This window comes from Streptomyces sp. CB01249 (assembly GCF_001905735.1).
GTDB lineage: Bacteria > Actinomycetota > Actinomycetes > Streptomycetales > Streptomycetaceae > Streptomyces.
On record NZ_LISW01000002.1, the window covers coordinates 574847 to 595123 of the forward strand.

12 protein-coding genes are annotated in these 20277 nt (G+C 73.0%); 8 read left to right on the forward strand and 4 right to left on the reverse strand.

Features of this window, described 5'->3' with window-relative positions; all coding sequences use genetic code 11:
• Nucleotides 1–24: 24 nt before the first annotated feature.
• Nucleotides 25–561, reverse strand: coding sequence for a hypothetical protein (locus AMK18_RS11155; protein ID WP_073862667.1), 537 nt, complete (start codon nt 559–561; stop codon nt 25–27).
• Nucleotides 562–683: 122 nt separating this feature from the next.
• The gene (locus tag AMK18_RS11160) at nt 684–1946 is read right to left on the reverse strand and encodes a nucleotide sugar dehydrogenase (protein WP_073862668.1); all 1263 of its coding nucleotides are present in this window, start codon (nt 1944–1946) and stop codon (nt 684–686) included.
• Between the two features lie 246 nt (nt 1947–2192).
• Between AMK18_RS11160 and AMK18_RS11165 the strand changes: the two genes are divergently transcribed.
• The gene (locus AMK18_RS11165) at nt 2193–3902 is read left to right on the forward strand and encodes a glycerol-3-phosphate dehydrogenase/oxidase (protein WP_026171272.1); all 1710 of its coding nucleotides are present in this window, start codon (nt 2193–2195) and stop codon (nt 3900–3902) included.
• A 7-nt stretch (nt 3903–3909) separates the two neighbouring features.
• Here AMK18_RS11165 and AMK18_RS11170 read toward each other — a convergent pair whose 3' ends face one another.
• Nucleotides 3910–4989: a serine hydrolase domain-containing protein gene (locus AMK18_RS11170; RefSeq protein ID WP_073863232.1), complete on the reverse strand. Its 1080-nt coding sequence runs from the start codon at nt 4987–4989 to the stop codon at nt 3910–3912.
• Nucleotides 4990–5132: 143 nt separating this feature from the next.
• On the opposite strand from AMK18_RS11170, the gene AMK18_RS11175 reads away from it, so the two are divergent.
• From AMK18_RS11175 to AMK18_RS11200, 6 genes are all read left to right on the forward strand, one after another.
• Nucleotides 5133–7064: a serine/threonine-protein kinase gene (locus tag AMK18_RS11175; protein ID WP_073862669.1), complete on the forward strand. Its 1932-nt coding sequence runs from the start codon at nt 5133–5135 to the stop codon at nt 7062–7064.
• 199 nt (nt 7065–7263) lie between these two features.
• Nucleotides 7264–10152 (forward strand): protein kinase, encoded by a 2889-nt coding sequence (locus AMK18_RS11180; RefSeq protein WP_073863233.1) that lies wholly within the window; start codon nt 7264–7266, stop codon nt 10150–10152.
• Nucleotides 10153–10258: 106 nt separating this feature from the next.
• Nucleotides 10259–11896: a serine/threonine-protein kinase gene (locus tag AMK18_RS11185; RefSeq protein ID WP_241836539.1), complete on the forward strand. Its 1638-nt coding sequence runs from the start codon at nt 10259–10261 to the stop codon at nt 11894–11896.
• 166 nt (nt 11897–12062) lie between these two features.
• The gene (locus AMK18_RS11190; protein WP_073862671.1) at nt 12063–13691 is read left to right on the forward strand and encodes a succinic semialdehyde dehydrogenase; all 1629 of its coding nucleotides are present in this window, start codon (nt 12063–12065) and stop codon (nt 13689–13691) included.
• 60 nt (nt 13692–13751) lie between these two features.
• Nucleotides 13752–15590, forward strand: coding sequence for a GMC oxidoreductase (locus AMK18_RS11195; RefSeq protein WP_073862672.1), 1839 nt, complete (start codon nt 13752–13754; stop codon nt 15588–15590).
• Nucleotides 15591–15908: 318 nt separating this feature from the next.
• A complete protein-coding gene (locus AMK18_RS11200) occupies nt 15909–17594 on the forward strand; it encodes a peptidase (protein WP_073862673.1) in 1686 nt (561 codons plus the stop codon).
• Between the two features lie 304 nt (nt 17595–17898).
• On the opposite strand, the gene AMK18_RS11205 is transcribed toward AMK18_RS11200, so the two are convergent.
• On the reverse strand, nt 17899–18189 hold the full coding sequence (locus AMK18_RS11205; protein WP_073862674.1) for a chorismate mutase: 291 nt from the start codon (nt 18187–18189) through the stop codon (nt 17899–17901).
• A gap of 336 nt (nt 18190–18525) precedes the next feature.
• Here AMK18_RS11205 and guaA point away from each other — a divergent pair, with 336 nt between their 5' ends.
• Nucleotides 18526–20112, forward strand: a complete 1587-nt coding sequence (gene guaA / locus AMK18_RS11210; RefSeq protein ID WP_018101146.1) for a glutamine-hydrolyzing GMP synthase — start codon at nt 18526–18528, stop codon at nt 20110–20112.
• Nucleotides 20113–20277 lie beyond the last annotated feature (165 nt).

Genomic DNA, 20277 nt, shown 5'->3' on the forward strand with positions numbered 1-20277 from the left:
CCCGCCGGCTTCGGGTGACGGGCCCTATTCTGCCGCCTTCTTGGCGCCCGAGAACGCGGCGATCGCCGCGATGACGAAGAAGACGTACGTCAGGAAGTCCGCGTCGGTCTTCCATGCCTCGTTCAGCAGGCTGAAGTGGTCGAAGAAGATCTCGGAGACCGTGAGCGGGGTCTCCTTGGCCGCGATCATCGCCTCGCCGAGCAGTTGGCCGAAGTAGACGGCGACCAGCGAGAGGACGGCGCTCAGGACAGGGAGGACCGGATTCCGGCCGCCGAGCTTGCCCGAGGCGAAGCCGACGATGAAGCCGACACCCACAGCCGCGTAGCCGATCTCGTGCTTGGTGGCGCCGATGATCGCGCCGTAGATCGCTGCGGCGACGACGGCCGAGACCACGGCCGCGACGACACCGAGCGCGACATTGTTCCGAGCCGGGGGCGCCGGGGTGAAGGGCGCGGGGCCGCCGCCGAACGGGGCGCCGGGCTGCTGCTGGCCGCCGGCGAACGGGTTGCCGCCCTGGGGCTGGCCGTAGGGCTGGTTCGGCGGTGGTACGGGCTGGCTCATGCTGGGTTCTCCCCCTGGGGACGTCTACGCACTGCTGTGCGAGGAGTGACGCCGCAGGCTAGCAGCCGGTTCCGACATCGGCCCACCGGAATCCTTGGGGGGACTGGGCTGAGGGCCCGTCATCACAGCCGGTGGGCGGCTCCGGCGGGGGTCGCGCCACGGGTGTCCAGGAGGAGCTGCGCCTTCACGGCGAGGCCCTGGAGGTCGTACGTACGGTGCTGCTGGAGCAGCACCGTGAGGTCCGCGCCCGCGGCCGCCTCATAGAGCGAATCGGCGCGGGGGACGGGGAGTTGGCGGACGCGCCAGTCCAGGACGTGCGGGTCGTGGAAGCCGATCTGGGCGCCCATGTCCATCAGCCGGGTGGCGATCTCGCGGGCGGGCGACGCCTCCTGGTCGGCGAGGTCGGGCTTGTAGGTGACGCCCAGCAGAAGAATTCTCGCGCCGCGCACCGCTTTCCCGTGTTCGTTGAGAAGGGTGGCGCAGCGCTGGATCACGTACTGCGGCATCCGCTCGTTGATCTCCTGCGCCAGCGAGACCATCCGCAGCGGGGGGCCTGGGGTGCGGTGGTGGTACGGGAGATGGCCCGGGTCGACCGGGGCGCCGTGGCCTCCGACGCCGGGGCCGGGGCGGAAGGGCTGGAAGCCGAAGGGCTTGGTCTCGGCGCACCGGATGACGTCCCAGAGGTCGACGCCCAGATCGTGGCAGAGCACCGCCATCTCGTTGACCAGGGCGATGTTGACGTACCGGAAGTTGGTCTCCAGGACCTTCGTCATCTCGGCCTCGCGGGTGCCCCGGGCCCGGACCACCTTGTCGGTGAGGCGGCCGTAGAAGGCGGCGGCGGATTCGGTGCAGGCGGGGGTGAGGCCGCCGATGACCTTGGGGGTGTTGGCGTAGACGTGGCTGCGGTTGCCCGGGTCGAGCCGGCTGGGGGAGTGCGCGAGGTGGAAGTCGCGCCCGCCGCGCAGGCCCGAGCCCTCCTCCAGGATCGGGAGCAGGAAGCCCTCCGTGGTGCCGGGGGGCACGGACGATTCCAGGAGCACGGTGGTGTGCGGGCGCAGCCGGGCGGCCAGGGCGCGGGCGGCGTCGGCGACGGCGCTCAGGTCGAGGGTGCGGTCGGGGCCGAGCGGGGTCGGCGCGCAGATCACGGCGGTGCGGACCCGGCCCAGCTCGGCCTGGTCGGTGGTGGGTCGGAAGCCCAGCGAGAGCATGCGGCGGATGTCGGAGGCCGGCAGCGATCCCTCGACCGGGGCACGGCCCGCGGCGACCTCCGCGAAGGCCCGGGGGTCGGTGTCGTAGCCGATCGTCTGGATGCCGGCGTGGACGGCGGCCTGGGCCAGGGGCAGGCCGAGGTGACCGAGTCCGATGACGGCGAGGTCTGCAGGCACGGGGTGGGCCGTCCTTCCCATAAGACCAGGAGGCAGAAAGCGCAACCGCTGTGGACAGCGCTATGTCAGGTTAGGCGTAAATATGACCGACATGTCGCATTGCGGAGCCCTTGTCGTCCGGGTGTTGTCCACAGGCGGTGGCTGAAGTCGCGCAGCGCGGACAGAATCGATCTGTGGGCACGGGCACCGAACGCATGGTCGGGGCCGCGAACCGTGCCGGACACCCCGAGCAACCGGGAGGCAGCGGTGAGGACAGCGACACTGGGACCCGCGGAGCGCGCCGAGGCGCTCGCCGCCATGGCCGAGCGCGAACTGGACGTGCTGGTCGTGGGAGCGGGCGTGGTCGGCGCCGGGACGGCGCTGGACGCGGTCACCAGAGGGCTCTCGACCGGTCTGGTCGAGGCGCGCGACTGGGCGTCCGGCACGTCGAGCAGGTCGAGCAAGCTGATCCACGGCGGCCTGCGCTATCTGGAAATGCTCGACTTCGCCCTGGTCAGGGAGGCGCTGAAGGAGCGCGGGCTGCTCCTCGAACGGCTCGCCCCGCACCTGGTGAAGCCGGTGCCCTTCCTCTACCCCTTGCAGCACAAGGGCTGGGAGCGGCTGTACGCCGGTTCCGGCGTCGCGCTGTACGACGCGATGTCGGTCTCCTCCGGGCACGGCCGGGGCCTGCCCATGCACCGCCACCTCTCCCGCCGACGGGCCCTGCGCGTCGCCCCGGCCCTGAAGCGGGACGCCCTGGTGGGGGCCCTGCAGTACTACGACGCCCAGATGGACGACGCCCGCTATGTCGCCACGCTGGTGCGCACCGCGTCCGCGTACGGCGCGCAGGTGGCGAACCGGGCGCGGGTCACCGGCTTCCTCCGGGAGGGCGAACGCGTCGTCGGCGCCCGCGTGGAGGACGTCGAGGCGGGCGGCGCGTACGAGGTCAGGGCCAAACAGGTGGTCAACGCGACCGGGGTGTGGACGGACGACACCCAGTCGCTGATCGGCGAGCGCGGCCAGTTCCACGTCCGGGCCTCCAAGGGCATCCACCTGGTCGTCCCCAAGGACCGCATCCACTCCTCGACCGGCCTGATCCTGCGCACCGAGAAGTCCGTGCTCTTCGTCATCCCCTGGGGCCGGCACTGGATCGTCGGCACCACGGACACCGACTGGGACCTGGACAAGGCGCACCCGGCCGCCTCCAGCGCCGACATCGACTACCTGCTCGAACATGTGAACGCGGTTCTGTCGACGCCCCTGACCAGGGACGACGTCGAGGGCGTGTACGCGGGCCTGCGGCCCCTGCTGGCCGGGGAGTCGGACGCCACCAGCAAGCTGTCGCGCGAGCACACCGTCGCCCACCCGGTGCCGGGCCTCGTCGTCGTCGCGGGCGGCAAGTACACGACGTACCGGGTGATGGCGAAGGACGCCGTGGACGAGGCGGTGCACGCCCTCGACCAGCGGGTCGCCGACTGCGTCACCGAGGACGTCCCGCTGCTGGGCGCCGAGGGCTACCGCGCCCTGTGGAACGCGCGCGCCAGGATCGCCGCCCGCACCGGCCTCCACGTCGCCCGGGTGGAGCATCTGCTCAACCGGTACGGCTCGATGACCGAGGAGCTCCTCGAGCTGATCGTCGCCGATCCCACGCTGGGCGAACCGCTGCCCGCCGCCGACGACTATCTGAAGGCCGAGATCGTGTACGCCGCCTCGCACGAGGGCGCGCGTCACCTGGACGACGTACTGACCCGGCGCACCCGCATCTCCATCGAGACCTTCGACCGGGGCACCCGCTCCGCCCGGCTCTGCGCCGAGCTGATGGCACCGGTCCTCGGCTGGGACGCCGAACGGATCGACCGGGAGACCGAGCACTACGAGAAGCGGGTCGAGGCGGAACGCGAGTCGCAGCGCCAGCCGGACGACCTGACGGCGGACGCGGCGAGGCTGGGGGCACCGGACATCGTGCCGCTGCTGTGACCTCGCCTCAGCCCTGGCCCGGTTCCGGGCAGAACTCCGCCTCCAGGAGGCCCGGTTCCAGGGTGTCCGCCCCGGCCAGGGTCTCCGTGTCGATGCGGTAGGTCAGCGTGTGGCGGCCGTCGCGGGTGGTGGCGGTGCGGACGTAACTGCCCGCGATGCGGCCGTTGTGGCCCCAGACGGTGACCCCGCAGGACAGTCGCTCCGGGTAGACGCCGAGGCCGTAGACCCCGTCCGTGGCGGAGGTGTTGAGCAGCGCGGCGAGCTGAGCCGGTCTCAGCAACCGCCCGTCCAGCAGGGCGGTGTAGAAGCGGTTGAGGTCGGCGAGCGTCGAGATCAGCTCGCCCGCCGCACCGGCCGGACGCGGGTCCAGTTCGGTGACGTCGGTGAGGCCGCCGCCCGACGCCGGGCGGGAGTAGGCCCGGCCGTGCGGGGCGGGAAGGGTGGTGCGGCTGCCGGGGAGGGAGGTGCCGGTGAGACCGAGGGGGGCGATGATCCGGCGGCGGATCTCCGTCGCGTAGGAGCGGCCGGTGACGTGGCGGACGACGAGGCCGAGGACGGCGTAGTCGGTGTTGGAGTACGCGTAGGTGCCCGGGGCGGCCGCGGGGCGGTGGGCGGTCGCGGTGCGGACGGCCGCCGCGGCGGAGAGGGGGAGTGCGGTGGTGTCGTCGGTGTAGTCGTACAGGCCGCTGGTGTGGCCGAGCAGGGCGCGCAGGGTGATGCGGCGGCCGTCGTTGCCGTGACCCCGGATCAGCCCGGGGAGGTGGCGCTCGACCGGGTCCGAGAGCCGGAGCCGCTTCTCGGCCGCGAGCTGGAGGACGACGACCGCGACGAACGACTTGGTGACGCTGCCTGCCCGGAAGCGGTCCGCGTAACGGATGCCGGGCCCCGTCGAACGGAAGGTGTCCCGGGGCGAGCGGGCCGGATCGTGCGCCAGCAGCGCCGCGTCGGGGGCGCCCCCCGGGCCGGTGAACCGGGGGAGGTAGGCGGCGGCGGGAGAGAGGTGTGATTCGCTGGACACGCGCGCCGTTCCGAGGCCGCACAGCGCAAGCACCACCAGGGTGACGAGCACGGCCCTGACCACCGGCATGACGGTATGTCCCTTCATCGGGCCCCATCATGACCGAGCCGGAAACCACGCCGGAAGCGGCACCAGGACCCGGCACCGGGACCGGTCCCGGGGTGAGGGACAATGAACGCTCTGCCAGGGCGGGTTGATCGCAGAGGGGACGCATGTCGGAGGCGGAGCAGGCACGGGAGCCCCAAGGGGACACGGACGGACGTCTCCTGGCGGGGCGGTACCGGCTGGGGGAGGTGCTCGGCCGGGGCGGTATGGGCACGGTCTGGCGTGCCGTTGACGAGACCCTGGGCCGCACGGTCGCGGTCAAGGAACTGCGCTTCCCGTCGGCCATCGACGAGGACGAGAAGCGCCGCCTCATCACGCGTACGCTGCGCGAGGCCAAGGCGATCGCGCGCATCCGCAACAACGGCGCGGTCACGGTCTACGACGTCGTGGACGAGGACGACCGGCCGTGGATCGTCATGGAGCTCATCGAGGGCAAGTCGCTGGCCGAGGCGGTCCGCGAGGACGGGGTCCTGCCGCCGAAGAGGGCCGCCGAGATCGGCCTCGCCCTCCTCGACGTGCTGCGCTCCGCGCACCGCGAGGGCATCCTGCACCGCGACGTGAAGCCGTCCAACGTGCTGATCGCCGAGGACGGCCGGGTCGTGCTGACCGACTTCGGGATCGCCCAGGTCGAGGGCGACCCCTCGGTCACCTCCACCGGCATGCTCGTCGGCGCCCCCTCCTACATCTCGCCGGAGCGGGCGCGCGGCCACAAGCCGGGACCGCCCGCCGACCTCTGGTCGCTCGGCGGCCTGCTGTACGCGAGCGTCGAGGGCTCCCCGCCGTACGACAAGGGCTCCGCCATCGCGACCCTGACCGCCGTCATGACCGAGCCGCTGGACCCGCCGAAGAACGCGGGCCCGCTGGAGGAGGTCATCTACGGGCTGCTCACCCGGGACCCCGAACAGCGGCTGGACGACGCCGGGGCACGCGCCCTGCTCAACGACGTCATCGCCTCCTTCGAGCAGCCGGAGCGCCCCGTCCCTCCGCCCGCCGACGCCACCCAGGTCATGGCGCTGCCCAAGGGCGTCGCCGACGCGGAGGCGGGCGAGGGCACCCGGGACAGGCTGCGCGGCGCGCTGCGCTCCGTGCGCAACGCCAAGACGCCCGCCGCCGGTGCGGCCGCCGCCCCCGTCACCGCACCGCCCGTCCCGGCCCGGCCGACCTCCGCGCCCGGCGCCGCGTCCCCCTCCGGGGCCGTACCGCCGCAGCGCCCGGCCTCCTCGCCGGTCACCCCGCCCCGGGCGTCCCTCACGGACGTGGTCCCGCGCCGCACCCTCGCGATCATCGCGGCCGTGATCGTGCTCGCGGTCCTCGGCACCGTGCTGGCGCTCACCCTCGGCGGCGGCGACGACAAGCCCGACGACTCCGGTAAGAAGAGCACCGGCGCCTCCGCCCCCGCCGGGGCCCCGAGCGCCGACGCCCCGTCCGGCTCGTCCGACGCCCCCCAGGGCGACAGCGGCAAGGAGCAGGACGCCGGGCAGGGCGAGGACAAGGGTCAGGACAAGAGCAAGGGCCAGGACGACGACGCGGCCGGTCAGCAGGGCGAGGACGGGAAGAAGGGCGGCAAGACCGAGGACGCCGTGCCCGCCGGCTACCACACGGTGACCAACAAGCGGTTCCACTTCTCGATCGCGATGCCCAAGGACTTCCGCTTCGACACCAACTCCGGCCAGGGCGCCGGTGCGATCTACAACGAGGACGGCGGCTTTCCCCGCCTCCAGGTCGACTACACCTCCTCGCCCGGCAACGACGCCGCCGCCTCCTGGAACTCCGCCCGCGGCGGGGTCGCCGCCACCAGCACCAACTACCACCACCTGGGCATCAAGAAGGTGGAGTACAACGGCTATCCGACCGTCGCCGACTGGCAGTTCGAGCGTACGCAGCAGGGCCAGCGGGTCCGGGTGCTCAACCGGGGCTTCAAGGCAGACAGCGACCACGGCTACGCGATCATGATCAGCTGCAAGGCCGACGAGTGGGACGGCAAGGAGTGCCGGGAGCTGCGGAAGGCGGCGTTCGCGTCGTTCAAGCCGGTCGACTGAGCCGGTAGGCGGCGCGATTCGACGCGGCGGGCGCGGCTGGTTGGGCCGACCTGCCGCGTGGCCGCCGCATGCCACGTATGGTGAGAGTCCGGAGACCGTACGCAGCCGGAACACGCAGTCAATTGCACCGCAAGCGACTGTGATTGACCGATTCGGCGCGGTCTCCGTGCCGGGGGACAGCGCGCTCTGGGGAGGCGTCGTGGACGACTACGCGGGTCGGGTGCTCGCCGACCGCTACCGCCTTCCGCTGCCCCCGTCCGACGCGTACGAACTCGTGGAGACACGGGCCTTCGACACCTACAGCGGGCAGGAGGTCCTGGTCCGTCAGGTGCCGCTGCCCGAGATCGTGGACGCGGAGTTCGTGGAGGGCGACGGCCGGGCCTCCGCCGCCCCGCGCACCTCCAGGCGGCCCGCCGATCCGGCCGTGCGGCGCGCCATCGAGGCCGCCCAGGCGGCGGCCCAGGTGCCCGACCACCCGCGCCTGGACCAGGTCTTCGACGTGTTCGCGGAGGCGGGCTCGCTCTGGATAGTGAGCGAACTCGTGGCGTCCCGCCCGCTCGCCGCGCTGCTCGCGGAGCGCCCGCTGAATCCCTACCGGGCCGCCGAGATCGGCTCCGACGTGCTGACCGCGCTGCGCGTGCTGCACGCGCACGGCTGGACCCACCGCAACATCACCGTGCGCACGGTGCTCGTCTGCGACGACGGACGCGTCGTCCTCACCGGCCTCGCCGCCGGGGCCGCCGAGGAGGCGCTGTGCGGCTACAGCCCGGTGCCGAACCCCGACGACGAGGAGCCGGACGAGGAGGGCTTCGGCGGTCCCGCCGTCGAGACCGGCCCGACCGGCCCGTATGTGCCGCCCACCGGCATGCTGCCCGCCTCCCGGGGCCCGGCGGCGATAGAGCCCGGCCGCCCGTACGACTCCGGGGAGGGCTACGCGGAGGCCCCGGCCGAGGAGCCCGCTGAAGACCACGCTGACGGCCCCGCCGACGGCCACGCGCCCCGGCCGGTGCCGCCCGCCGGGCTGCCCGTGCCCGCAGCCGGGGCGGACAGCGCGGCGCGCGCCCGGGCCGGTGCGATCGCCGCGTACCGCGCGGGCACCCGCGCCGCCGCCCGGCGGGAGGCACCGCCGGACCGGGACGCGTGGGCGCGGGACACCGCGCCATCGGGCCCCGGTGCGCCGGGCCGCCCCCGGGACGACGAGGCCGGGCCCTGGAGCGCCCTGCCGCCGGCCCGGGACGAGGCGTACGACGACGATGACGCGTACGGCGACGACGCGTACGGCGACGCCCCCGACCAGCCGCGTCCCGGTACCCCGCCGCGCCCCCGCCCCGAGCTGCCGCAGCTGCCCGGGGGCTGGGTGCGGGGCCCGGACGCGCCGGGGCCGTACGACGCCCCCCGCTACGACGACGAGGAGGACGACGAGGACGAGGACGACGGCCCGCCGCCCCGCCGCCTCCACCTCACCGGCACCTGGGACGACGGGCCCGCCGCCGGGCGCCCCGTGCCCGCGGGCGGCTCCCGCGAGGACGCGCTCCGCGCCGACGCCGCCCGCCGCGGCACGCACCCGGGCGCCCGCGCCGAACTGCCCCCGCCGGACCGGGACGCGGAGCGGCGGGGCCGCGGGCCGTACGCCCCCGAGGCGCGAGGCCGCGACCCCTACGACGCGTACGGCCCCGACGCCCCGGGCCCCGACGGCCCCTCCGGCCGCTGGGACGACGAGGACCCCGAGGAGACCGGCGCGGCCGGGTACCGGGGCCCCGCCACCGCGCTCGCCGCCGAGCGGGCGCGGCAGGCGCGCATCGCCGTGGTCGGCGCGGTCACCGAGCGGTGGGCGCCCGAGCAGGCCGGACCGGTGCGCGGCAACTGGCAGCTGGCGCCGCCCATCGGGCCCGCCACCGACCTGTGGGCCCTCGGCGCGCTGCTCTTCCGCGCCGTCCAGGGGCACGCGCCCTACCCCGAGGACAGCGCGGCCGAGCTGGTCCAGATGGTGTGCGGCGAACCGCCCGCGTTCGCCGAGGAGTGCGGGCCGCTGCGCCCGGTCGTGGAGTCGCTGCTGCGGCAGGACCCCACCGAACGGCCCGACGTGGAGGAGCTGAGCGGCTGGCTGCGCTCCCTCGTACGGTCGGCGCCGGAGCCGGAGGCCGGGTTCGACGTCGTGCCGCTGCCCGCCGAGGACGCCACCCGGCTCCCCGTCGTCCGCAGGCGCGGCGAGCTCGTCCGCAAGCGGCGCTCCCGGCGCGGCGGAGGGACGCACGCCCGGCACCGGCAGAACCGGGACGCCGTGGACCGCACCGCCGTCACCCACCACGAGCCACGCCTCAAGCCGCCCCGCGAGCCCCGTGCGCCCCGGGAACCCCGCGCGCTGCGGGACGGCGACCAGCCGCGCCGCCTCGGCCGGACGCTGCTCGTCCTCATCATGCTGGCGCTCGTCGCGGCCATCGTGTACGCGGTGATGTTCATGCCCAAGTCCGGTGAGGAGGACGACAAGGGGGCCGGTCCCGCTCCTTCCCGTACCGCGTCCGCACCCCCCGCCGCCACGACGCCCGCACCCACGACGGGCGCGTCGCGGAAGCCGTCCGCGTCCGCCTCCTCCGGGGCGCAGAAGCCGCAGACCAGCCGGTCCGCCGCCGCGCTCGCGCCCGGATACACCCTGCGCAAGGACGCCGAGGGCTTCGAGGTCGGGCTGCCCAAGGGCTGGCAGCGCAGCCCCGCCAACGCGGAGCGTCAGATCCACTACGGCAGCGACGGGTTCAGCGTGCTCATCGTCCCCGGCCGCGACACCGCCAAGGCCAACGGCAGCGACCCGCTCGACTACCAGCGGGACAAGGAGCCGGAGCTGAAGCCCTTCCGGGACTCCAGCTGGTCGACGGCGAGTGGCCTGCGGCGTACGGACGTCGGCCGACAGGCCATGGCCGAGGGCCAGTTCACCTGGCAGGACAGCAACGGCCGCGAGGTCTACGTCCGCAACCTCGTCATGCTCGTCGGCGGGCGGTACCACATCCTCCAGGTCATCGGCCCCGAGGACGAGCGCGACCGGATCACCGAGATCTACCAACAGGCCAGTCTTTCCTACCGTGTGACGGGCTGAAGCGCGGGATTCGCATCACAGTGCGGTCTCGTGGGCGATGCGAGGTTCCGTGGCCGCGCGTCCCCTCCGTAACCTGTCATCCGAAGCAACGGGGGCGGGGACACAGGTGGATCGTTCACAGGGCACGGAAGCGGGGCTGTTGCTGGCCGGGAGGTACCGGCTGGGCGACGTCCTCGGACGCGGCGGCATGGGCAAGGTGTGGCGCGCCCACGACGAGGTGCTGCACCGCACGGTCGCCGTCAAGGAGCTGACCGCCGGTCTCTACGTGGCCGAGTCGGACCGGATCGTGCTGCACCAGCGCACGCAGAAGGAGGCCCGCGCGGCCGCCCGGATCACCCACCCCGGCGTCGTCACCGTCCATGACGTGGTCGAGTACGACAACCGGCCGTGGATCGTCATGCAGTACGTGGACGGGCCGTCGCTCGCCGACCGGGCGAAGGAGTCCGGCGGCGAGATCGATCCCCGCGAGGCCGCCCGCATAGGGCTGCACGTGCTGGGCGCGCTGCGCGCCGCGCACGGGGCCGGGGTGCTGCACCGGGACGTGAAGCCGGGCAACGTACTGCTCGCCCGGGACGGCCGGGTCCTGCTCACCGACTTCGGGATCGCCGCGATCGAGGGCGACTCCACCATCACCAGGACCGGTGAACTCGTGGGCTCCATCGACTATCTGGCGCCCGAGCGGGTACGCGGCGGCGACCCCGGCCCCGCCTCCGACCTCTGGTCCCTGGGCGCCACGCTGTACACGGCCGTCGAGGGGCGCTCGCCGTTCCGCCGGATGTCCCCCATATCGACCATGCAGGCCGTCGTCACCGAGGAACCGCCGCCGCCCGCCCGGGCCGGGGCGCTCGCCCCCGTGATCACCGCGCTGCTGCGTAAGGAGCCGGAGCACCGCCCGTCGGCCGCCGAGACCGAGCGGATGCTCCTGGAAGCCATGGAGGGCCGCGCGCCGAGGAGCGCCCAGGCGTTCGTCCCGACGCAGCAGGTCTCCGAGGAGATGCTGCGCGGGGGTACGGCGGTGCTGCCCCACCCCGGCCCCGTCGTGCAGCCCGCCCCGGTCCCGGCCCCCGCCCCGGCCCCCCGCCGCAGCCGGTGGCGTACGAGGATCCTGGTCATCGCCCTGGCCGCGGTGATCGGCGGTGGCGCGGGGATCGCCGCGATGCTGTACGCGCACCGCACGGACGCGGCCGGCAGTACGGACGGCGGCACGAGCGCGCACGGCACCCGCACCCCGGGGCCGGTCACGCCGAAGCCGACGCCCACGCCGAGCCCCTCGGGCACCGTGACGCAGGACGTGCCGGACGGCTGGCGGCGGGTGGTGGACCCGACCGGGTTCAGCGTGCTGCTGCCGGAGGGCTGGGAGCGCAAGGTCACCGACAACAACATCGACTACACCCCCGACGACGGCGTGCACTACCTCCGGGTCAGCACCGACCCGTCCCCCGACTTCGACCACCCGTACGACCACATGATCGGGCTGGAGAAGGGGCTGAGCGTCCGGCTGCCGGAGTACCACCGGATCGAGCTGAACAGCAACGTCTATCGCGACTACACCGGTTCCATCTGGGAGTTCACCTGGACCGAGAAGAACGGCGAGGCGCGGCACGCGATCGACCAGATGTACTTCGAGAAGGACGGCGGTCCGGAGTACGCGCTCTACATGACGGGCCCGGCGGACGACTGGGACAACACCCGAGACCGGTTCAACGCGATCCTCCGCAGCTGGCGCCCTCCGGCCGAGCAGTAGCCGCCGGGAAGTGACCTCCGAGTCGAGCAATAGCCCCTGATCAGGGCTTATGCCGCCAGTGATCACTGGCTGGGTCGACGGGGCTGTGGCGGGACTCCGGGAGAGACGGTGAAAAGGTGTTACCCACGGGTACCCAAAGCCTTCCCGCCGACGTACTCTCGCCCTCATGACGGACTCGCAGGCCTCCACGTCCCCCGCCGCCGCCACGGCCGGCACCAACCCCGTGGCTGCCGCCCCCGCGGGCGTGCGCACGGCCGCCGATGTCGTGACGCCCGAGGTCGTCGCCCGGCTGACACGCGGCGTCACCGGCTCCGGCCGCACCGCCAACCACACGCCGTTCACCGGCGAGAAGCTGGCCGACCTGCCGGAGTCCACCCCCGAGGACGTGGCCACCGCCTTCGCGCACGCCCGCGCCGCCCAGCCCGCCTGGGCCGCCCTGCCGGTCCGCACCAGGGCCTCGGTGCTCCTGCGCTTCCACGACCTGCTCATGGACCGTCAGTCCGAGATCCTCGACCTCGTCCAGCTGGAGACCGGCAAGGCCCGCCTGCACGCCCACGAGGAGGTCCAGGCGGTCGCCGTCGCCGCCCGGCACTACGGCCGCAGGGCGGCCGCGTATCTGAAGCCGAAGCGGCACACCGGGGTCGTGCCGACGCTCACCAAGGTCACCGAGCTCCGTCAGCCGCGCGGTGTCGTCGGCCAGATCGCCCCCTGGAACTACCCGCTGGAGCTGTCCGTCGGCGACGCGCTGCCCGCCTTCGTCTCCGGCAACGCCGTGGTGATGAAGCCCGACACCGAGACCGCGCTCACCGCCCTGTGGGCCCGCGACCTGCTGATCGAGGCGGGGCTCCCGGCCGAGGTCTTCCAGGTCGTCCTGGGGGACGGACCGGTCGTCGGCCCGGAGGTCGTCAAGCACGCCGACTACGTCTCGTTCACCGGCTCCACCCGCACCGGCCGCGAGGTCGCCCAGGGCGCGGCGGCCCGGCTCGTCGGCGTCTCGCTGGAGCTCGGCGGCAAGAACGCGATGTTGGTCCTGGCCGACGCCGACGTGGAGAAGGCCGCCGCCGGCGCCGTCCGCGCCTGCTTCTCCTCGGCCGGCCAGCTCTGCATCTCCATCGAGCGGCTGTACGTCCACGAGTCGGTCGCCGACGACTTCGTGGAGCGGTTCGCCGCCCGCACGAAGGCGATGCGGCTCGGCAGCTCGCTCGCGTACGGCGCCGACATGGGTTCGCTGGTCGGCGAACGGCAGCTGGAGACCGTCAGCCGGCATGTCGCCGAGGCCGTCGAGAAGGGCGCCAAGCTGGTCGCCGGCGGGGTCGCCCGCCCGGACATCGGCCCGCTCTTCTACGAGCCGACGATCCTGGACGGCGTCGAGGCGCCCATGGCCGTGTGCACCGAGGAGACCTTCGGCCCGGTCGTCTCGATCTACCGCTTCCGTGACGAGGACGAGGTCGTGGAGCTGGCCAACGCCACCCCGTACGGCCTGAACTCCAGTGTCTGGACCAAGGACTCGAAGCGCGGCCACCGCGTCGCCGCCCGGCTGCACACCGGCACCGTCAACATCAACGAGGGGTACGCCCCCGCGTACGGCAGCGTGCAGTCCCCGATGGGCGGCATGAAGGACTCCGGTCTCGGCCGGCGCCACGGCTCCGAGGGCATCCTCAAGTACACCGAGGCCCAGACCGTCGCCCAGCAGCGGCTGATCCCGCTCGCCCCGTCCTTCGGGATGGACGACGAGAAGTACGCCGCGTTCATGACCCGCAGCCTGAAGGCGATGAAGGCGTTCCGCCTGCGCTGAGCCCCCCTTTTTTGGGAGCGCCCCCGCACCACTTCTGTCCTTTTCGTACCGAGGAGTGCCATGTCCCAGGACAGCCCTGCCCAGAATCAGGACCGGCCGGCCGGTGCGGCCGACGACGACGCCGCGTACGACTACGACGTGATCGTCGTCGGGTCCGGCTTCGGCGGTGCGGTCTCGGCGCTGCGGCTGACCGAGAAGGGGTACCGGGTCGGCGTCCTGGAGGCCGGGCGCCGCTTCACCCCGGGCACCCTGCCGAAGAACTCCTGGGACCTGAAGAACTACCTCTGGGCGCCCGCCCTCGGCCTCTTCGGCATCCAGCGCGTGCACCTGCTCGGCAAGGTGATGGTGCTGGCCGGTGCCGGGGTGGGCGGTGGCTCGCTGAACTACGCCAACACGCTGTACGTGCCGCCCGCGCCGTTCTTCGAGGACCGGCAGTGGGCGCACATCACGGACTGGCAGGACGAGCTGAAGCCGTACTACGACCAGGCCAAGCGGATGCTCGGGGTCAGGCTCAACCCCACGACGACCCCCTCCGACGTGCACCTCAAGGCGACCGCCGAGGCCATGGGCGTCGGCGACACCTTCCACCTCGCCCCGGTCGGCGTCTTCTTCGGCGACGGGGAGGACGCGGACGGCACCGCGCGCGCGAAGCCCGGCGGGACGGTCGCGGACCCGTACTTCGGCGGGGCGGGCCCGGCGCGCAAGGCGTGCACCGAGTGCGGCGAGTGCATGACCGGCTGCCGGCACGGCGCGAAGAACACCCTCAACGAGAACTACCTCCACCTCGCCGAGAAGGCCGGAGCGGTCATCCACCCCATGACCTCCGTCGTCGGCGTCACCGAGCACCCGGAGGGCGGCTACCGCGTCGCCACCGTGCCCACCGACCGCCGCCGGAAGGCGAAGCCCACGGCCCTGCGCGCCCGCAAGGTGGTCGTCGCGGCGGGCACGTACGGAACGCAGACCCTGCTGCACACGATGAAGGACAAGGGGCTGCTGCCCCGGCTCTCCGCGCGGCTCGGCGAGCTGACCCGTACCAACTCCGAGGGCCTGGTCGGCGCCCAGACCTCCGACCGGCGCTACCGCAAGAAGCACGGGACGAAGCCCGACTTCACCAAGGGCGTCGCCATCACCTCGTCCATCCACCCGGACGCCAACACCCACATCGAGCCCGTCCGCTACGGCAAGGGCTCCAACGCCATGGGCGGCATGACCATCGTCCAGGTCCCCTACAGCGCCCACCGGGTCCGCGCCTGGCTCGCCAACCTGGTCAAGCACCCCACGATCGCCGCCCGCTCGCTCTCCAACCGGCGCTGGTCGGAGCGCGTCATCATCGGGCTCGTCATGCAGTCGCTCGACAACTCCCTGACCGCCTACCGCAAGCCGAGCGGCATCGGCAAGGGCCTGCTCACCGCCCGCCAGGGCCACGGCGCGCCCAACCCCACGCAGATCGCCGAGGCGACGCAGAGCGCGACGCTGCTCGCCGAGGAGATCAACGGCTTCCCCGGGTCCAACATCGGCGAGCTGATGGGCACCCCGCTCACCGCCCACTTTCTCGGCGGCTGCCCGATCGGCGCCACCGCCGACGAGGGCGTCATCGACCCGTACCACCGGCTCTTCGGGCACCCGGGCATCTCGGTGGTCGACGGCTCCGCGGTCTCCGCGAACCTCGGCGTCAACCCGTCGCTGACGATCACCGCCCAGGCGGAGCGCGCGATGTCGTTCTGGCCTAACAAGGGCGAGCCGGACCGGCGCCCGGCGCAGGGTGAGGCGTACGAGCGGCTGGCGGCGGTGGAGCCGCAGGCACCGGCGGTCCCGAAGGAGGCGTTCGGCGCGCTCAGGCTGCCGTTCCTGGGGATGCCGGCGGTGCCGCCGAAGGAGAAGGCGCCGGACAGGCCCTGAGGGCTCGGGAACAGCAGAAGGGGCTGCACCCCCCTCCCAGTGCAGCCCCTCACGCTGTAACCGGTCCGTCGTTCAACAACCGACAACCGGTGTTCCGCATGCATGACCTGCCGGACCCCCGGATGGTTGTCCTCGTACTGATGAAATCCTTATGTGAGGTGGATCACTCCGCTTCTCGTGCCCGATCCGTGATCTGATTTCGGGCAACTTTTCCCGGTGGCCCCCGGTCGTACCCCCTGTCGCCGCCCCAGCGGTCACACAGCTCCCGACGACCCCGAAGGCCCCGAGATGAGAAGCACGATTCCGTTCCGCCGTGCGATGGGCGTCCTGGCCTCGGCCGGTCTGCTGGCCGCCGGAACGCTCACGGCGGCCGGTCCCGCGCAGGCTGCCGACCCGGAGTTCACGATCGGCGGCCCCGCCGAGACCGCCCTGCACCCGTATCCGGCCACGGGCTCCCCGCAGAAGGCGAGCCTTGACATCACGCTCGACAACCCCTCCGAGGACGTGGAGAACGGCGCTTTCCAGGGCTACTACACCGTCCGCTTCGACTTCGGGAAGCTGGCGGGCGTCGCGGACGTGTCCTTCGACAAGGAGGGCAGCCTGGACTGCGAGCGGACCGGGACCACCGCCGTCTGCCGCGACTACGGGATCGGGGCCGGCCTGCGGACCCTCGCCGAACTCCAGGTCAGCGCCGCCCAAGGCAGCGAGGACGGCGACTCCGGCACCATCGAGGTCACCGCCGAGGCGGAGGGCGCCACCTTCCGGCCGTTCACCGCGCGGGTGTCGATCGGCGGGCCCGACCTGTCGATGAAGCCGCTGCCGCTGAAGACGGACCTCGAGCCCGGCGACAGCCAGCCGGTCCCGGTCACCTTCACCAACAACGGCACCCGCGCCGCCCAGGGCGTCCTGCTCACCCTGCGCAACACGCGCGGTCTGGAATTCGCCGAGCGCTACCAGAACTGCGAGTACAGCGAGGAGGACCTGGGCATGGGCCCCGGCACCTGGTCCACCGCGCTCTGCAGCTTCCCCGGCAGCTTCGAGCCCGGCGCCACGTACACGCTGGAAGTGCCGCCCACCCTGCGGGCCACCGAGCGCGCCTTCTACGACAGCTTCCTCTACCGGATCAACGAGGACGGCACCGACGCCCGTACGGCGCTGCGCTCCGGCGCCCGCTTCAGCCCCGGCAAGGGCGCGAAGCTGGCCCTGCGCGAGGCCCCGGCCGTCCGCTCGGCCGACCTGGACCCGTCGGACAACCAGCAGGAAGCCGACTTCCGGACCACCAACACCGCCGACTTCGCGGCCTACGGCGACCGGGCCGCGGGCAAGCCGGGCGACACCGTCGACGTGACCCTGGGCTTCCGCAACAAGGGCCCCGCCTGGGTCGGGTACATCCGCTCCGGCGAGCCCGTCGCCACCGTCGACTTCACCGTGCCCCCCGGCAGCCACGTCGTCTCCAAGCCGGACATCTGCCGGGGCGTGACCGCGGCCGGTGAGTACCGCGAGAACCAGGAGAAGGCCCCGCGCTACTTCTGCTCCACGCCCATGTCCGTCCTGGAGGACGCCGACTTCGCCCTGCCCTTCCGGCTGAAGCTCGACTCGGCCGACCCGGGCAGCAAGGGCGCGGTCGTCGTCCGCAACACCCACCTTCAGGCGCCCCCGCTGCCCTTCGACCCGAAGCCCGCCAACAACGCGGCATGGGTGGAGCTCAACGGCGAGGACCCGGACACCACGACGGGCGGCTCCGGCAACGGCGGCTCGACGGCCACGGGCGGTTCGTCCTCGTCGGGCACGAGCGGGACGAGCGGGACGAGCGGCTCCGGATCGTCTTCGTCCGGCACCAGCGGCGCGCACGGCGGCACGGGCACCTCCGGTTCGTCCGGCTCGGGCGGCGGCGCGCTCGCCTCCACCGGCACCGTCGCGCTCGCCGCGTCCGGCGCGGCCGTGGTCGCGCTGCTCGCGGGCGGCGTGCTGTTCACGGTGTCCCGGCGGCGCGCGACGCGCTGACCCCCGTACACGGAGAAACGGCCGGCCCCGGGCGTCCCCGGAGCCGGCCGTTTCCCTGGAGCGACCTGACGGTCCCTCCGAGTGACCGGGCTGCTGTCCCCTGCCGACCGGTCACGCACGCCGGTGCGTGGTCCCACGGCGTACACGCGGTACGCCACACACCCCGGCGGAGCCACGTGTGGTTCCCCTGAAGATCCGTACCTGGCCGGCACGGACACCGGGACCAACGAAGCCGCGCCGGACCCGGTCACGCGCCGTACGGGTGAGACTCCGCCCGAACTGGGATACGGCGGGGGAGCGCCGTTCAGACCCGGCCCCGGCACAGCTCCAGGAGCGTCATCGCCAGCGGGGTGCCCGGCTTGCCCAGCGCCTCGCGGTAGCGGACCAGGATCTCCGTCTCGCGGGACAGGTTGACCCGGCGGCCGCCCGAGGTCATCCGGGCCTCCTGGATCACCGCCGAGACCGCCATCCGCTCCTGGACGAGTCCGATGATCCGGTCGTCCAGGGAATCGATACGGGTGCGGGCGTCGCCGATCAGGGACGCGGCCTCGGCGGTGCGGGCGCCGGTGATGTCGGTGCCGGTGGTGCTGCTCATGACGGTCTCCCGGTGAGATGCGGCACCCCGGGGCCGGACGGGCCCGGAACGCAGAACGCCCCGGGCCTGTCGGCCCGGGGCACCTGGAACGTTGCTTGTCAGTTGCTCAAGCAGCACGACCATGGCAGCCGGCGGGCCGGATGCCATAGGTAAAGACGAAGGTCGTGTGCTGACGCATGCGGACAGTATGGCCCCCGCGCCCCCGGCCGCCCACACCCGGCCCGGATCGTGAGACGGCGCACACCCCGGGGCGGCGGCCCCTGACCGGGCCGGGCCACTTCCGGCCGCCGGTAGAATTGGGAGGACCGACCCCTCTCCACCGCCGGAAGGCCGCCCGTGCCAGCAGCACCCCCCGCCGCCCCCGACACCGCCACCGACGTGGTCCTGGTTGTCGACTTCGGCGCGCAGTACGCCCAGCTCATCGCCCGCCGCGTCCGTGAGGCCCGGGTCTACAGCGAGATCGTGCCGTCGACGATGCCGGTGGCCGAGATGCTGGCCAAGAACCCACGCGCGATCATCCTCTCCGGCGGCCCCTCCTCCGTCTACGCCGAGGGCGCGCCCTCGCTCGACCGCGCGCTCTTCGAGGCCGGGGTCCCCGTCTTCGGCATGTGCTACGGCTTCCAGCTGATGGCGACCACGCTCGGCGGCACCGTGGACGACAACGGCGCCCGCGAGTACGGCCGCACCCCGCTGACCGTCTCCAAGTCCGGCTCCACCCTCTTCGAGGGCACCCCGGACGAGCAGTCGGTGTGGATGTCGCACGGCGACGCCTGCTCCGCCGCCCCCGAGGGCTTCACCGTCACCGCGTCCACGGACGTCGTCCCGGTCGCCGCCTTCGAGAACGACGAGAAGAAGCTCTACGGCGTCCAGTACCACCCCGAGGTCATGCACTCCACGCACGGCCAGCAGGTCCTGGAGCACTTCCTGTACCGGGGCGCGGGCATCGAGCCCACCTGGACCACGGGCAACGTGATCGAGGAGCAGGTCGCCGCGATCCGCGCCCAGGTCGGCGACAAGCGCGCCATCTGCGGCCTGTCCGGCGGCGTGGACTCCGCCGTCGCCGCCGCCCTCGTCCAGAAGGCCATCGGCTCCCAGCTCACCTGCGTGTACGTCGACCACGGCCTGATGCGCCAGGGCGAGACCGAGCAGGTCGAGAAGGACTTCGTCGCCGCGACCGGCGCCAAGCTCAAGGTGGTCGACGCCGAGAAGCGCTTCCTGGACGCGCTGGCGGGAGTCTCCGACCCGGAGCAGAAGCGGAAGATCATCGGCCGCGAGTTCATCCGCGTCTTCGAGCAGGCCCAGCTGGAGATCCTCCAGGAGGACGGCCCCGAGGTCGCCTTCCTCGTCCAGGGCACGCTCTACCCGGACGTCGTGGAGTCCGGCGGCGGCACCGGCACCGCCAACATCAAGTCCCACCACAACGTGGGCGGCCTCCCCGAGGACATCGAGTTCGAGCTCGTCGAGCCGCTGCGCCAGCTGTTCAAGGACGAGGTCCGGATGGTCGGCCAGGAGCTCGGCCTGCCGGACGAGATCGTCCAGCGCCAGCCCTTCCCCGGCCCCGGCCTCGGCATCCGCATCGTCGGCGAGGTCACCAAGGACCGCCTCGACCTGCTCCGCGAGGCCGACGCCATCGCCCGCGAGGAGCTGACCGCGGCCGGCCTGGACCGCGACATCTGGCAGTGCCCGGTGGTCCTGCTCGCGGACGTCCGCAGCGTCGGCGTCCAGGGCGACGGCCGCACCTACGGCCACCCGATCGTGCTGCGCCCGGTCTCCTCCGAGGACGCCATGACCGCCGACTGGTCCCGGCTCCCGTACGAGACCCTGGCGAAGATCTCCACCCGCATCACGAACGAGGTCGCCGACGTCAACCGCGTGGTACTCGACGTGACGAGCAAGCCGCCGGGGACGATCGAGTGGGAGTAACCCTCCCCGAGACTCCGTGACGATGCCGCCGCCCGACGAACCGGGCGGCGGCATCGCCGTATCCGGCCCGCGGAAACCCACTCCGCCGCACAACCCAGCCCCTCCGGCGCTTGAGGAGCGGGGCCCGGGGCAGCGCCCCGGTTTCGGGAAGGGGCGGGTAGGGGA